Raw genomic sequence first — 15,029 nt, forward strand, 5'->3', positions numbered from 1 at the left:
TTCAGCCATAGTTTCATTAATATCGTGATGCTTGCGATTGGCTCGGTAGGTATCGTTTAGTCGCATTTCATCAGCGCAGCGAGTTTTATGCTGTGCGTTGTGTTTTCTCTTTGTTGATTTTCCTAGCGCAAAACTGGCAACGAACGTCTGAAAGTCGCAGAATCGTTGGCTTTTGCTGGCGTGCTCTGTTACGGCTTTCACTAGACTTGGGCGGCATGAGCAAGAAACATCGGGATCGTAGTTGGGCGCCGGCACCGGAGGCACTTCCGGATGGAGTGCATGTGGTCGACGACCATACGCATGTAGCCAGTGTGGTGCCGTTCGCGCGCGAGATGAACCGGCAGGCCATCGAGCGCAGCCAGCCGCCAGTGCCGGTTTACAGCGTCGACGAGATTCTGGACCAGGCCAAGGCCGTTGGCGTTGAAGGCGTCATTGACGTGAGTTGCGAGTTGCCGAATCTCAAGGTTGCGGTGCAGATGGCGCTCGATCATCCGGGGACTGTTCACGCTGGTCTGGCAATCCACCCTAACGAAGCGGTTCTGCACGGCCATCGCGGAGTCCCCGGTCCGGATGGATTGCCGTTGAAGTATCAGTCCTGGCACGACGTGAGTTTTGAAGATGCGCTCGCGGAAGTCCACCGCTTGGCCACAACATACCCCGAGCAGGTGGTCGCTATCGGAGAGACCGGCATGGACCTCTTCCGCACAGGCGAGGCCGCGATGGAAATCCAGCGCGACGCCTTCCGCGCCCATATCGCACTGGCCAAGGAACTCAACCTGCCCATGCAGATTCACGATCGAGATGCACATAACGAGGTCATCGAAACCCTGCTCAAAGACAGCAGTCCCGAGCGCACCGTTTTCCACAGCTGGTCCGGCGACACCTCGCTCGCGCAAATCGCACGAGAGCAGGGCTGGTATTTGAGCTTCTCAGGAGCTTCGAGCTTCAAGGGCAACGAGGAAATCCGCAAGTCCGCTGCCATTGTGGGCCTCGATCACATCATGGTGGAAACCGACGCTCCCTACCTCACTCCGATGCCCTACCGTGGCCGCCCAAATGCTCCGTATATGATTCCTTATACCTTGAAAGCACTGGCGGACACCCTTGATTTGCCGGTAGGTGAAGTCGCAAAGGCGACGCGCCAAACAACGAGGGCCGTGTACGGAGTATAAAGCTAAGCTACAGCGATTTTTGCGCAACTTTGGTGAAAAATATGCAATTGCAAAAATTTATATGAATTTGACCTGATTTTGCAAGTTTCCCTATGTTCTTTCTTCCGGGTTGATTTTGGTTTATTTGGGGTGCCAGACTAAACTAGCGCCTTGGTTTATAAACGAGAGCGCCCGGTAGCCGGGCTTGAAAGAAGATAAATACGGGAGAGTGTCCGCTTTCCCGTTTTGGAGGGCAAGGTCATGGCGCAATCGCAGGATCGCGAGTCGAAGCAGCCTCAAAATCGAAGAAACCGTCGTCGCGGCAAGAATCAAACCGAGAATAGCGGCGTAGACAAACAGCCGACGGAGAAGAAAGCCGTTCGTAAGCTCGTCCGGGAAACCGACAAGGCCAGCAAGGTCGTATCAAAGGCAGAGAAGCAAGCTGTTAGCGCCGAAGAGAAGGCCCTTAAAGCCGAAAAACGTGCGGTGAACGCCGAAAAGAAGGCGTTGCTGCGTGCCGACACGTTCACCAACGCCCCCAAGGTCTCGCGCGACACGTTGACCCGAGAGGAGCGCGAGGAAATCGCCAAGCATGACAAGGAGGAACAGGAGGAAGCCGAAAAACTGACCAAGGCCTCCTCGCACGGTCCGATCGGTCGCTGGTGGCGCAAGATGCAGTCCAGTCAGGACAAAGTCACCCTCGGCATGGCCATCGTTGCCCTCGGTGTGGTTTACGGCGACATCGGCACTTCTCCGCTATACACTTCGCAGACCTTCATTGTCGGTCAGGGCGGGTTCGGCAATATCGACCGTCCTGCGATTCTCGGTCTGCTCTCGCTGGTTTTCTGGTCGATTACGCTGATTACGACCGTGAAATATGTGCTCGTCGCCATGCGTATCGACAACAAAGGTGAAGGCGGCATCTTCGCACTCTTCTCGCTGATTCGTCACCATGGCAAATGGCTGGTGATTCCTGCAATGCTTGGAGGCGCCGCGTTTCTGGCGGATTCCGTCCTGACGCCGGCAGTCTCGATTTCCTCGGCAGTTGAAGGTCTCAAGACCATTCCGCTTTTCGAACCTGTGTTCCATGAAAACACGAGTTTGACACTCGTGATCACCGTCGTGATCATCGTCATCCTCTTCTGCGTCCAATCGCGTGGCACCGAGCGTATCGGCAAGGTGTTCGGCTCGGTGGTCATGGTCTGGTTCGCGTTCCTCGCAATCACCGGCATCGTCAATATCAGCGGTGATTGGAGCATCTTCGAGGCCATCAACCCGGTTTACGGCATCGAATTCCTCTTCAGCAAACATAATCTGGCTGGCCTGGCCATCATGGGCACGGTCTTCCTTTCGACCACCGGCGCCGAGGCGCTCTACTCCGATATGGGTCACGTCGGCCGTGGCAATATCTACTTCACCTGGCCGTTCATTTTCGTGGCGCTGGTCTTCAACTACTTCGGACAGGGCGCGTGGATGCTGCGCAACCAAGGCAACACCGCGCTTGGCAACGTCAATCCGTTCTTTGAGATGATGAGCCCGAATGTCCGTTACGTCGGCGTCATCCTTTCGGTGGCCGCTGGCGTCATCGCCTCGCAGGCTCTAATTACCGGCGCGTTCACGATGGTCTCCGAGGCCACCGGTTTGAACTGGATGCCGCATCTTCAGGTGCGTTATCCGGCACGTACGCGCGGCCAGCTTTATATCCCCGTGGTCAACGTCGTGCTGTGCGTGGCAACCCTTACAGTGCTGGCCATTTTCAAGGATTCCGAACATATTTCAGCGGCATACGGTCTGGCGCTGACCGTCACGATGATTACGACGACGATCTTGCTCACCGTCTATCTCTGGTTCAAGCACAATCGCGTGTTCGCCATTGTCTTCTTCGTGGTGTTCATCGCCATCCAGACGTTGTTCTTCGTCGCTTCCATGGCGAAGTTCCTACACGGCGGCTGGTTCACGATGTTGCTTACGGCATTGATCCTCCTGATTATGATCACTTGGAACGACGCCACCAAGATTGAACGTTCGCAGCGTCGCCATATGAAGCCGCGCGATTTCAAGCCTGCGCTCGCGAAATTGCATGATGATTTCCGCATTCCTTATTTCGCCGACAACATCGTCTACCTGACCTCCGATTGGGAAATGCACCGTCTTGACACGGATATCTTCTTCTCGATTTTCGCCGACCATCCCAAGCGTGCCCGCGCCTGGTGGGCCGTCTCGGTGGTCACCACGGATGAGCCGTTCACGCGTGAGTACTCTGTTGAGGACTTCGGTACCGATTATATCTTCCGTGTGCGGATCAGGCTCGGTTTCAAGGTCTCGCAATCGATTCCTGCTTATATTCATCAGATCATGCACGACCTGTCCGCTTCCGGCGATCTTCCGGAGCAGAAGTCGGTCTATCCGAAGGTCGATGCCGATCCCGACATCGGCACCGTCCGCTATGTCTTGGTGCATAAGGCCCTGATGCCGGAATCGAAGCTGACGGCGCGTGAGTCGCTGTCGCTCAAGATGAAGTACGCCATTCGCCATGTGGCCGGTTCGCCGGTCAAGTGGTTCGGCCTGGCCCCCTATAACCCGGTGGTCGAGGTGCAGCCGCTCTTCGTCTCCACCCGCCGTCCCCCGCGCCTCAAGCGTGTCTCGCTGCGTGCCAGCACCGGCAAGCGTCGCGTCGAATCCAAGGATTCGCGTACTGATAAGGCCACGGAAAACAAAAAGGGCGAAGCCGGCGCTTCCGCCAAAACCGCCAAGCGTGTGACGCTTAATGAAGTGAAGGCCAAAGCCGAAAACGAGACGTTGAGTGAAAGCGAAAAGGCCAAGGCGTTGCGCGCCGCCAAAACGTTGAAGGCGGTCCGCGCGGTTCAGGCCGACAAGGCGTTGCGTGTCTCGCAGGTCGCGAAACAGGAGCTGGCCAATCTCGCCAAGAAAGGTACAGCGTCGATGGAGGATACCGGCGAGCAGACCAAGATTATGCAGCGTCCCGATACTTCCGGCACCGGATCCGAAAAGCAGTCATAACTTGAGGTTGGGTAGCTAGGCAGGCAACTAACAGGGGCACCATCCGTTTCAATGCGGATGGTGCCCCTTGCTTATTGCTCCAAAAACAATATGAGATAACCTGTTTCTGCCGATTGAGCGACAGAAAAGAATGATACGAGACCCGTGCCAGGTGTCATTCTTCGTCGTGCGAGCCTTTCCCGTTAGGTTCATCATCGACGAGCTGAATTGATTCTGCGATGTCCATGAACTGACCCGCGCGGACAAAAGCGTTGTCCCAGGTGCAGTGCATGAAAAGTATGGCGATAGAGCCGTGAACCGGGAAGACGAACAAATTGGCGAACCAGTCTTTGCGCACCGAGGTATAGGTGAATTGGAGGACACCGATGGTGCCGGTGGTGTGTGGACTGTCACGGCTTGCCAATTGTATGTTGTCGACTGATGGAAGGCCGCGGGAGAGAATGCTCGCGTATTCGTTGAGCAGGTCCTCTAAATTGTCCTCATTCCATTCACGTTTGCCCAAGACTCCGATGATGGTGGTGTCAGGATCTTCGGTGTGCTTGACGATTGTTCTGCTCATTTTCCGCTCTTCCGGGCTGTTGGTTGTCCTGTTTAGCGTACAAAAGCCTTCCGGAAGTTCTATGGACACGGCTCCGTTGAAGATGGTGATGGTGTGATTGTTCATGATTGTCGCTCCTATATTGGTGTTGGTGGTGGGTTTGTGGAGTCAGTTCCCGGAATCTTTTGGTTGTATTCGTATCCTTGTGATTGAGCGAAGCTGGCGATGAGTTGGTTGGTGTGGCAGTTGCGGGTTGATGTGCGTGTTCCAGCCGCTGTGCCCGCTTGGAGGCAACTCTTTTCGAACAGAGAAAAAGGACATAGTGTTGTTGCCTACGGTTTGTTGGTTGGCATGTGGCTAACTCGGCCATGATGGAGAGAACAGGGTCAACAAAATGATGAGCAGAGCTATCAGAATGATAATTGATATTCTGCGAATCTTGCGTCTTCTGTACATTTTGCGAGTGCCGGCGTTGTTACCGAGCGCCGCGGTGAGTTCTCTAATACCCGCGTCGGTGATGCGTTGTTTTTTTGTGGGTAATTTCTTCCAAACTTCCCGTAATGGCGGTAACGATGGCCCATGCGATTCCGTTGGATGATTGCATGCTGTCGGTACCCAGCCGGTGGTTCTGCAAGATTGTATGCTTACTTCGGAGACTACTGTGCCGTTTGGAATTGATGTGGATGACTTATAATCAACGCTGATGATGCTATTTTGTCTGTCTTTGGAGACGATGATGCTGTTGGACTTGCTTCCGTGACGATCAGTGCAGACGATTTCGATATGGTTTCCATGGATGTGGGTCTTTAATCCGCGTCCGCTTTTGCTGAAATCTATAGTGTCGGCCGCTGCGGCGTTGCTGCGGAGCATGAGAGCCATATCATTGCCTGTCGGCTCATCGTCTCCTTCGTATGAGTTGTTGACCGTAACGGTAAGATGCTTATCGATGGCTGTTTCTTTGGGCTGTCCGATAGGAATATCCGGTATGGTTTTAAAGAACTCGTCGGCCAATGGTTTGAGTAGCCATACTATTGTTTCTGGTTTTTGGCTTTGCAGATCTTCGAAATCTGTTTTGAATGTGGGGGAGTGCGACTGCCAACCACTGAGACCATTGAAACCGTACGAGATAGGTTCGGCTTGGCGTTTGAAATGTCCGTTCATATGAAAATCTTTTCTGTGAAGAATCGTTTTCGCCTGATACTGGTGGGTTTTGTGGTGTCAGTCCCCTAAGTCTGCTTGATTATAGTTGTATCCTTGCGATCGATCGAAGCTGGCGATGAGTTGGTTGGTGTGGCAGTTACGGATGGTGATGTGCATGTCCCAGTCACCGTGCCCGCCCTTGAGGTAGTAGTTGAGCCCGTAGCCCTGTTGGGGCATGGTCATCATGTTGGCGAAGTCGGGGCTTGAAAGGTTTTTGTCGGCCCAGAGGGTCATTTCGCGTCCGTCGGGTCCGAATTGGCAGCGGTAGTCGTGGGCGAGGGCAAGGAAGCTGTCGACGGCGACTTTGATGGTGTGGTCGTTGTCTCTGATACGGTTTTGGAGTTGTTTGTGGGTCATGATGGCCACTTCGTCGCCTTTTTTTGTGGCGTAGAAGTCCGTGTACCATTCCGGAACCACGTTGTCGCGTGTCTCCTTGGCATATTGTTTTGGTGTTTGTCCTTCTTTGAGAAAACCTTTGGTGAACTTGGCGGGAAAGACGATCTTGACGGTCTCGGGTTTTGGCTGGGGCTTGGGCTGGGTGTGTCGTGTCGTCCATATCGTTGCCGGTATGGCAATGGCCAGGCAGCAAAGGACGGCCGTGAGGACGAGCAGCGGCCTGCGCCAAGCCTGCTTGTGGTTGCGAGTTGTCCTTCTCATGCGGCCAGTACCCAGACTATTTCGGTTATTTCTTCTTCGCTCACACCGGCTGCGGCGAGGATTTTTTCATCCACTGCTATCACCTCTGGGGCATCGCTTTCCCTCCGGTGATGGAGTGTTGAGATTGTCTGCTTCTTTGCGCTCCTGACACCGTGTTGGGCGGGCATCATTATTATAGCCATTGTTGCCTTTCCTGCAGTGGTGCCAAAACCATAGCACGGCAGACCACGAGAGTATTAATTATGCTTAAATTCATTCCAATATAATGACATTCTGAGCGATAATTATCGAGGTTGCGACATCAAGTGTTTGGCCACTATGGTTACCGGGGATTTATCTGCCAGGTAATCAATACGTTTTTAATGATTTGTGTGATTCGATAATCGTTGGAATCTCGGCTGTTTCATGCCGTATCGTCTCGATTTTGGTTTTCACAAATAGATGGCTACACTTGCCCGTTGGTCTGTCAACGAGAGCACCTGATATCGGGTTCGAGAAGAAGACAAAGCGCATCAAGGTTTCCGTTTCTGGAGGGCAAATCATGGCGCAATCGCAACATCATGGGTCAAGTGAACCCCGAAATCGTCAAGAAGAGCAGAATCAGCAAAATAAGAAGGTTCATACAGGCTCTCAGCATGAGCACACAGCCGATGACACCGGGAAGACAACGCGAGCCAAAACTCCGTTGGACGTGGCGGTTCAGGCCTCTTCGCAAACTCGCAAAACGGCCTCAAAAGTCGAGAAAGCCGCCGTTCACGCACAAAAGAAAGCAGTGAACGCCGATAAAAAGGTCGCCGCGGTGGAACGCAAGGCCAAAGCCGCCGAAAGGAAGGTGGCCAGTGCGGAAAAGAAAGCGCTGACCGCTGAACAGCGTGCTGCGCAAGCCGAGAAAAGGGCGCTTTTACGTGCGGATACCTTCACCAATGCGCCCAAGGTCTCCCGCGATACGCTGACCCGAGAGGAACGCGAGGAAATCGCCAAGCATGACAAGGAGGAGCGTGAGGAAGCCGAGAAACTGACTAAGACTTCCCGCAGCCCAATCGGCCGTTGGTGGCGCAGGGTGCAGGCCAGCCCCGACAAGGTGACGCTTGCGATGGCCATCGTCACGCTCGGCGTGGTCTACGGCGATATCGGCACCTCTCCGCTCTACACCGTCCAGACGTTCTTGGCTGGGCAGGGTGGTCTTGCGAAGATCGACCGTCCTGCGGTTCTCGGCATGCTTTCGTTGATTTTCTGGACGTTGCTGCTGATTACCACCGTGAAGTACGTATTGGTCGCCATGCATGCGGACAACAAGGGCGAGGGCGGCATCTTCGCACTCTTCTCGCTGGTCAGGCGTTATGGCAAATGGCTGGTCGTGCCTGCCATGGTCGGCGGCGCCGCGTTTCTGGCGGATTCCGTGCTGACCCCGGCCGTCTCGATTTCCTCGGCGGTGGAAGGCCTTCAGACCATCCCTGCCTTTACCCACGCCTTTGAAGAGAACACGAGCCTGACACTGATGATCACCATCGTCATCATCGTCGTACTCTTTTCCGTCCAGGCGCGCGGCACCGAAAGCATCGGCAAGGTTTTCGGCTCGGTCGTGCTGGTCTGGTTCGCGTTCCTCGCACTGGTCGGCATCGTGAACCTGAGCGGTGACTGGACCATTTTCGAAGCCATCAACCCGGTTTATGGCGTCGAATTCCTCTTCAGCTCGCACAACGTCGCGGGTCTTTCGCTGATGGGCACGGTCTTCCTTTCGACCACGGGCGCAGAGGCGCTGTATTCCGACATGGGTCACGTCGGTCGCGGCAATATCTACTTCACTTGGCCCTTCATCAACGTCGCGCTCGTGCTCAACTACTTCGGGCAGGGTGCTTGGATGCTCAACAATCGTGGAGACAAGTCGTTGGCGAACGTCACAGTCAACCCGTTCTTCCAGATGATGAGTCCAAATGTGCGCTATGTCGGCGTCATCCTTTCGGTGGCGGCGGGTGTGATTGCCTCGCAGGCCTTGATTACCGGTGCATTCACGATGGTCTCCGAGGCCACGGGCTTGAACTGGATGCCGCATCTTCAGGTGCGTTATCCTTCGCGTACGCGCGGCCAGCTCTATATCCCGACGGTCAACGTCGTGCTGTGTATAGCAACTCTTACAGTGCTGGCCATTTTCAAGGATTCCGAACACATTTCGGCCGCCTACGGCCTGGCACTGACCATCACCATGCTGGCCACGACGATCCTCCTGACCACCTACGTCTGGCACCACCACCATCGCGTTGGCGCCGTGTGCTTCTTCGCGCTGTTCGTCACCACCGACTCGCTCTTCTTCATCTCCTCGATGTCGAAGTTCCTGCGTGGCGGCTGGTTCACGATGCTTTTGACCGCGGTGATTTTGCTGATCATGATCACCTGGAATGACGGAACCAAGATTGAGCGTTCACAACGTCGCCATATGAAGCCGCGCGATTTCAAGCCTGCGCTCGCAAAATTGCATGATGATTTCCGCATCCCGTATTTCGCCGACAACATCGTCTATCTCACTTCCGACTCCGAGTTGCGCCGGCTTGATACTGACATCTTCTTCTCGATTTTCGCCGACCATCCCAAGCGTGCCCGCGCCTGGTGGGCCGTCTCGGTGGTCACCACCGATGAGCCGTTCACCCGTGAATACTCCGTCGAGGATTTCGGCACGGACTATATCTTCCGTGTGCGGATCAGGCTCGGTTTCAAGGTCTCGCAGTCCATTCCTGCTTATATCCATCAAATTATGCACGATTTGTCTTCGTCCGGGGAGTTGCCGGAGCAGAAGTCGGTCTATCCGAAGGTCGATGCCGATCCCGACATCGGCACCGTCCGCTACGTCCTCGTGCACAAGGCCCTGATGCCGGAGTCCAAGATTACCGGCCGTGAAGCGCTGAGTCTGAAGATGAAGTATGCCATTCGTCGCGTGGCCGGTTCGCCGGTCAAGTGGTTCGGCCTGGCCCCCTATAACCCGGTGGTCGAGGTGCAGCCGCTCTTCCTCTCCACGCGTCGCCCCCCGCGCCTCAAGCGTGTTGCGTTCCGTACCGCCACCCGGCGCAAGGCCGCTGTTTCCCGGCAGCCTGACGATGAAAGTGCGGAACAGTCTCAAGATGCTTCGCATCAGGCTTCTCCTAAAGGCCCCGGTAATCTTCTCTCGGCTCCTGCCGCCGCCGGTGTCGCGGACGGCCATTCACGTGAAGTAAGGTAACGATAGAGAAGTTTACAAGCCGGGTGCTCGCTGTTGTTCGCAGCGGTCGCCCGGCTTTTGTTTTTGATTCCTTGACCGGAATAACCAATTATTTCTACGGCGTGTTGCTAAGAAAAAAGCCATTAAGTACAACCTTGTAGGTAAGGGGAGTTTGCCAGAGAAGTTATGGCGGTGTATGTTAATAAATACAGCAAGTACAAGGTTGTATTAACCTCATTGATTTTGATTCGTGGGTCGATATTTGCCCATAAAGACAACGTTGTACTAAATTGGCGAATTGAAAGAGGAGAACATGCCAGAAGGTGCCGCAACCAACAAAGCGCGACTTATCGTTGATGATGAATTCGAGATCGCTCCTATCGACGATAGGTTGTTTGGCTCGTTTGCCGAGCATCTTGGACGTTGCATATATACCGGCATCTATGAGCCGGGCCATCCGACTGCCGATGCAGACGGTTTCCGTCAGGACGTTATTGATTTGGTTCGTGAGCTGGGGGCCACCACCATCCGTTACCCGGGCGGCAATTTCGTTTCCGGCTATCGATGGGAAGACGGTGTCGGCCCGAAGGATCAGCGCCCGCGCCGCCTCGACACCGCTTGGCATTCCACGGAAACCAACCAGTTCGGTCTTCATGAGATGGTTAAGTGGCTTGGCAAAGTCAGTGGGAACGAGCTGATGGAAGCAGTGAATCTGGGAACACGTGGTCTTGGCAACGCGCTGGATTTGCTGGAATACGCTAACGTTCCCGGTGGTACGAAGCTTTCGGAGGCACGTCGTTCCAATGGCGCAGACAAGCCTTTTGACATTCGCATGTGGTGCTTGGGCAATGAGATGGACGGTCCGTGGCAGCTAGGGCATAAGACGGCCGAGGAATACGGGCGAATTGCGGTGAAGGTTGCCGCAGGCATGCGCCAAATCGACCCGGACCTTGAGCTCGTGGTCTGTGGTTCGTCCACGCACGATATGAAGACATACGGTTCGTGGGAAGAAACCGTTCTCGACGCCACCTATGATTTGGTGGATTTCGTGTCCTGCCATTCGTATTCGCGTCCTTGGAATGGCGATATGCAGAGTTTCCTGGCCTCTGGTGCCGACATGGAGGCGTTCATCCACGAAATCGCCGCTATCGTTCAATCCGTAAAGGCCCGTCACAAGACCTCGCATCAGGTTTATCTCTCCTTCGATGAATGGAACGTTTGGTACAAGGCCAACGATCCGGCCAACAACCCATCGGGAATCGGCAATTGGCCCACTGCCCCCAGGCTTTTGGAGCAGGTCTATTCCGTAACGGACGCAGCGGTGGTCGGGGACTTGCTGATTTCGTTGATGCGCAACGCGGACACTGTCCATTCCGCTTCTTTGGCCCAGTTGGTCAATGTCATCGCGCCGATCATGACCGAGCCGAGTGGCCCTGCTTGGCGTCAGACCATTTTCTATCCGTTCTCGCTTTCCGCGCGATTCGCCAAGAATGGTATAGCTCTCGAGACGGTATTGGAAGGGCCGTCCATCGATACTCAAGCGTACGGCGAAGTGAGCGCAATCGGACATACGGCCGTGCGTTGCAAGGACGGGTCATTGGCCATTTTCCTGGTGAATCGGTCTTTGCATGACAATACGAAACTCGAGATTGCTTTGCCGGCCCGCCGTCGGTTCTCCGCGGCTCAGTCGTGGACGTTGCACGATGATGACGGATCAGCCTCAAACACACTCGAGCATCCTGACAGGGTGACCCCACAGGTCGCCGACAACGTCGCCATCGATGGCGACGCCATATCTGTGAATCTTGCGCCGGTTTCTTGGACGTTGATTCATGTTTGTTGATTATCCAATTGTGCCAATGTAGGCGCAACGATAAGGAGGAAAAATGAGAAGTATCAACAAGGTTCTGGGCCTCGTCCTTGCGGGCGCTATGGCTTTGTCGGTCGGAGCATGCGGTTCGGGCTCCGACAATGGTGGTTCGAAAACGGCTGGCAGCGATGCCCATGCCAACGATTCGGCCAAGTGCATCAACAAGGTGAAGAATCCGAAGGCCGAGAAGGTTACTCTTTGGTCTTGGTACCCTCAAGTTGAGAAACTGATTGATCATTTCAATGACACCCATAATGACGTTCAGGTCTGCTGGACGAGCTCCGATCAGTCCGCCAAGGCGTATTCGCGCTTCAGTACGGCCATCAAAGCCAAGTCCGGCGCCGCGGATATCGTCCAACTCGAATATGCCATGATGCCTCAGTATGCTTCGGGCGTTGAGAAGCATCTTGTTGATCTCAACAAGTATGGGGTTAGCAAAATCAAGGATAATTACACTCCTGGTGCTTGGAAGGACGTCCAGCTAGGCGGCAACAAGAGCGTTTACGGCGTCCCGGTGGATGTTGGCCCGGTCGTGATGTATTACCGCAAGGACATTTTCGACAAGTACGGCGTCCAGCTCCCCACAACTTGGGACGAGTATGAGAAGGCCGGCCTTGAGCTCAAGGCCAAGGGCTATCAGGGTCATATCGGCAACTGGCAGCCCAATGGCACACTGTTCAATTATGCCTATTACGATCAGGCCGGTGGCAAGGTCTTCAAGTATTCCGCGAACGATCCCGAGAAGGTCGGCATCGACGTCAATTCCGCTTCTGTCAAGAAGGTTGTGACCTTCTGGCAGAAGATGGCCAAGGAAGGCATCGTCGCCACTGATGATACGGACACCGCGGCTTGGAACAAGAAGAACGTTGACGGTTCCTATGCCACCATCATCCACGCTTCGTGGATGGTCGGCTACCTCAATGGTCTTTCCGGCGTTCAGGATGGCTCAATCTGGCAGGTCGCCAAGGCTCCAGGCTGGACCGCGAACGACCCGGCCATCAATTGTGGCGGTTCCGCTCTTACTGTGACCGATCAGGCCAAGGACACCAAGCAGGCGGCGAAGGTCGCCATGGAGTTCTTTGGTGACGACCAAGCTCAAGACATCGCCGTCAACGATTCCGGCCTGTACCCGACCTGGCAGAAGAAGCTGAAGTCGCAGGCGTTCCTTGATCGTGGTGAGAAGTTCTTCAACAACCAGAAGATCAACACGATTATCGCTCCGGTGGCCCAGAACTACAAGGGCTATCAGTTCCTGCCCTTCCAGACCTACGCCAATGATGAGCAGACCAAGACTTTGGCCGCGATTCTGCGCGATGGTGCCAATGTGGATACCAAGCTTGATGCATGGGAGAAGACGCTCAGCACCTATGCCAAGCAGCAGGGCTTCACAGTCGAGTAACAAGTGGTTTTAGGGGAGGCGGATTCCGCCCGCCTCCCCTTCAATGAGGAGAGGCTCATGTCGAAAAAGAAAAATAATGTTGTGCCGCATGGTACCAAGTCGTTGTCGACGACAAGGGCGAACCGCTGGGGTTGGATATTCACTGCTCCTTTCGGCATCGTGTTTATCCTGTTTCTTGTCGTTCCGCTTGTCTATGCGTTCTTTGTTTCGCTATACAGCTATACGCAGGTTCGTGGCACGATATTTACCGGACTTGCCAATTATAAAAGGGTATTTACCGATCCGATCTTCCTGAATGGTCTGAAACTGGTCGTGCTCTACACAATCGTGATGGTGCCCATTCAGCTTCTGTTTGCGCTCCTGTTGGCGTTGGTGCTTGACTCCATGAAGTCCAAGTTCGCATCGGTCTCCCGGTTACTTTATTTTTTGCCGTATGCCATTCCTGTGGTTATCGGCGCCCTTATGTGGGGCTTCCTGTATTCAAAGGATATGGGCCCCTTCACTTCGCTTTTCCAACTGTTCGGCATGAAAGCCCCTGACTTCCTTGCTCCGGGCAGTATCTTCGGTTCTTTGGTCAACATGGTCACCTGGCAATGGACCGGCTATTATATGGTCATTCTCTATTCCGCGCTGCAGTCGATTCCCACGGATCTTTATGAATCAGCTCGAATCGATGGAGCCTCTGAGGCCAAGATTGCTTTGAAGATCAAGGTTCCGATGATCACCAGCTCGATGGTTATGGTCACCATCTTTGCGCTGATTGGAACGCTGCAGTTCTACACCGAACCTATGGTGTTGAGAAACAATGCAAACTCTGCGATACCTCCCGAATACACACCAAACATGTATGCGCAGGCTTTGGAATTCAATTACAACCAAATGAACTATGCCGCGACGGTTTCGTTTGCACTTGGCCTTTTGGTGGTCATTTTCAGCGTCTTGTTCATGACGTTGACGCGCAAGCAGTCTGGATTGGAGGACTGAGCGATGAAACAGAATATCGATAAAGGTCAGAAGATCAACAAGGGTCATCAGATCGCTGCGAAAGTCTTTATGGTGATCTGCATTCTCTACTTCATACTGCCGGTCTGGTGGCTTATCGTCGCCGCGACCAAGAACAACGCCGGACTGTTCATGGGCACCGGTGGCCCGATGTGGTTCGACAAGCATTTCGCTTTGTGGGACAACATCAAGGAGCTCACCACCTATCAGGATGGTATCTACTGGCGTTGGCTGTTCAATTCGCTGCTTTACGCTTTGGTCGGTGGCGTCGGCGCGACGGCGTTGTCGGTTATGGCAGGTTATGGATTCGCCAAATTCCGCTTCCGCGGCCGCAAGGTGTACTTCAACATCGTCCTTGGTGCTTTGATGATTCCGACCACGGCACTGGTCATCCCGACCTTCATCATCATGACGAAGATTGGAATGAACGATACGATTTGGGCAGTCATTCTGCCTTCGTTGCTTTCCCCGTTCGGCACCTACCTAATGCGCGTGTATTGTCAGTCTTCCCTGCCTGACGAGATGATGGAAGCGGCGCGAGTTGACGGCGCCGGCGAACTGAGGACCTTCTTCCAGGTCTCCCTGCCAATCATGACTCCGGCCATCACCACGGTTTTCCTGCTTTCCGTGGTCAATTGCTGGAACAACTACTTCCTGCCCCAAGTCGTGCTTGCCAATACCAAGCTCTTCCCGATTACGGTGGGTCTGACCCAATGGCAGGCCAAGTCCAACGCCGGTGCGGGTGTTGAGCAGGTATGGAATCTCATCACCTGCGGCGCCTTCATCTCGGTGATTCCGCTGGTTCTGGCCTTCCTCTTCCTGCAGCGTTACTGGGTCGGCGGCATCACTGCCGGAGCTGTAAAGCAGTAATAATACAGCAAAACATCTGAAATGACGTATCCGACGGATTCCTGTTGAACGTTGGTTGGGTGTCATCGGATGCCATACCGTGTCTGTGCAGTCTCGAGCTGCGCGGGCACGGTTTTTCTTTATGGATTTTG

The 15,029-nt window shown here is 54.3% G+C and carries 11 protein-coding genes; 7 read left to right on the top strand and 4 right to left on the bottom strand.

Going from position 1 to position 15,029, the window contains the following annotated elements:
* Window positions 1-215: 215 nt before the first annotated feature.
* Window positions 216-1,172 (top strand): TatD family hydrolase, encoded by a 957-nt coding sequence (locus PT279_RS01060; RefSeq protein ID WP_277164615.1) that lies wholly within the window; start codon window positions 216-218, stop codon window positions 1,170-1,172.
* 240 nt (window positions 1,173-1,412) lie between these two features.
* Window positions 1,413-4,172 carry a KUP/HAK/KT family potassium transporter gene (locus PT279_RS01065; RefSeq protein WP_277164617.1) on the top strand — a complete coding sequence of 920 codons (2,760 nt, stop codon included), beginning with the start codon at window positions 1,413-1,415 and terminating at the stop codon, window positions 4,170-4,172.
* A 154-nt stretch (window positions 4,173-4,326) separates the two neighbouring features.
* Here the strand turns inward: PT279_RS01065 and PT279_RS01070 are convergent, their stop codons facing one another.
* The 4 genes from PT279_RS01070 to PT279_RS01085 form a co-directional block, all read right to left on the bottom strand.
* Window positions 4,327-4,731: a hypothetical protein gene (locus PT279_RS01070; RefSeq protein WP_277164619.1), complete on the bottom strand. Its 405-nt coding sequence runs from the start codon at window positions 4,729-4,731 to the stop codon at window positions 4,327-4,329.
* 336 nt (window positions 4,732-5,067) lie between these two features.
* The gene (locus PT279_RS01075) at window positions 5,068-5,871 is read right to left on the bottom strand and encodes a hypothetical protein (protein WP_277164621.1); all 804 of its coding nucleotides are present in this window, start codon (window positions 5,869-5,871) and stop codon (window positions 5,068-5,070) included.
* Window positions 5,872-5,928: 57 nt separating this feature from the next.
* Window positions 5,929-6,567, bottom strand: coding sequence for a hypothetical protein (locus PT279_RS01080; RefSeq protein WP_277164623.1), 639 nt, complete (start codon window positions 6,565-6,567; stop codon window positions 5,929-5,931).
* Window positions 6,564-6,749 carry a hypothetical protein gene (locus PT279_RS01085; RefSeq protein WP_277164625.1) on the bottom strand — a complete coding sequence of 62 codons (186 nt, stop codon included), beginning with the start codon at window positions 6,747-6,749 and terminating at the stop codon, window positions 6,564-6,566. Before PT279_RS01085 ends, PT279_RS01080 begins: the two co-directional genes overlap by 4 nt.
* Before the next feature lie 359 nt (window positions 6,750-7,108).
* On the opposite strand from PT279_RS01085, the gene PT279_RS01090 reads away from it, so the two are divergent.
* From PT279_RS01090 to PT279_RS01110, 5 genes are all read left to right on the top strand, one after another.
* On the top strand, window positions 7,109-9,778 hold the full coding sequence (locus tag PT279_RS01090) for a KUP/HAK/KT family potassium transporter (protein WP_348519358.1): 2,670 nt from the start codon (window positions 7,109-7,111) through the stop codon (window positions 9,776-9,778).
* A gap of 292 nt (window positions 9,779-10,070) precedes the next feature.
* The gene (locus tag PT279_RS01095) at window positions 10,071-11,600 is read left to right on the top strand and encodes an alpha-L-arabinofuranosidase C-terminal domain-containing protein (protein WP_277164627.1); all 1,530 of its coding nucleotides are present in this window, start codon (window positions 10,071-10,073) and stop codon (window positions 11,598-11,600) included.
* 43 nt (window positions 11,601-11,643) lie between these two features.
* Complete coding sequence (locus PT279_RS01100) at window positions 11,644-13,026, top strand: extracellular solute-binding protein (RefSeq protein WP_277164629.1); 1,383 nt, start codon at window positions 11,644-11,646, stop codon at window positions 13,024-13,026.
* 57 nt (window positions 13,027-13,083) lie between these two features.
* A complete protein-coding gene (locus PT279_RS01105) occupies window positions 13,084-14,010 on the top strand; it encodes a sugar ABC transporter permease (RefSeq protein ID WP_277164631.1) in 927 nt (308 codons plus the stop codon).
* 3 nt (window positions 14,011-14,013) lie between these two features.
* A complete protein-coding gene (locus PT279_RS01110; protein WP_277164633.1) occupies window positions 14,014-14,898 on the top strand; it encodes a carbohydrate ABC transporter permease in 885 nt (294 codons plus the stop codon).
* The last annotated feature ends 131 nt before the right edge of the window (window positions 14,899-15,029 follow it).

This window comes from Bifidobacterium sp. ESL0784 (genome assembly GCF_029433295.1).
Classification (GTDB): Bacteria; Actinomycetota; Actinomycetes; order Actinomycetales; family Bifidobacteriaceae; genus Bifidobacterium.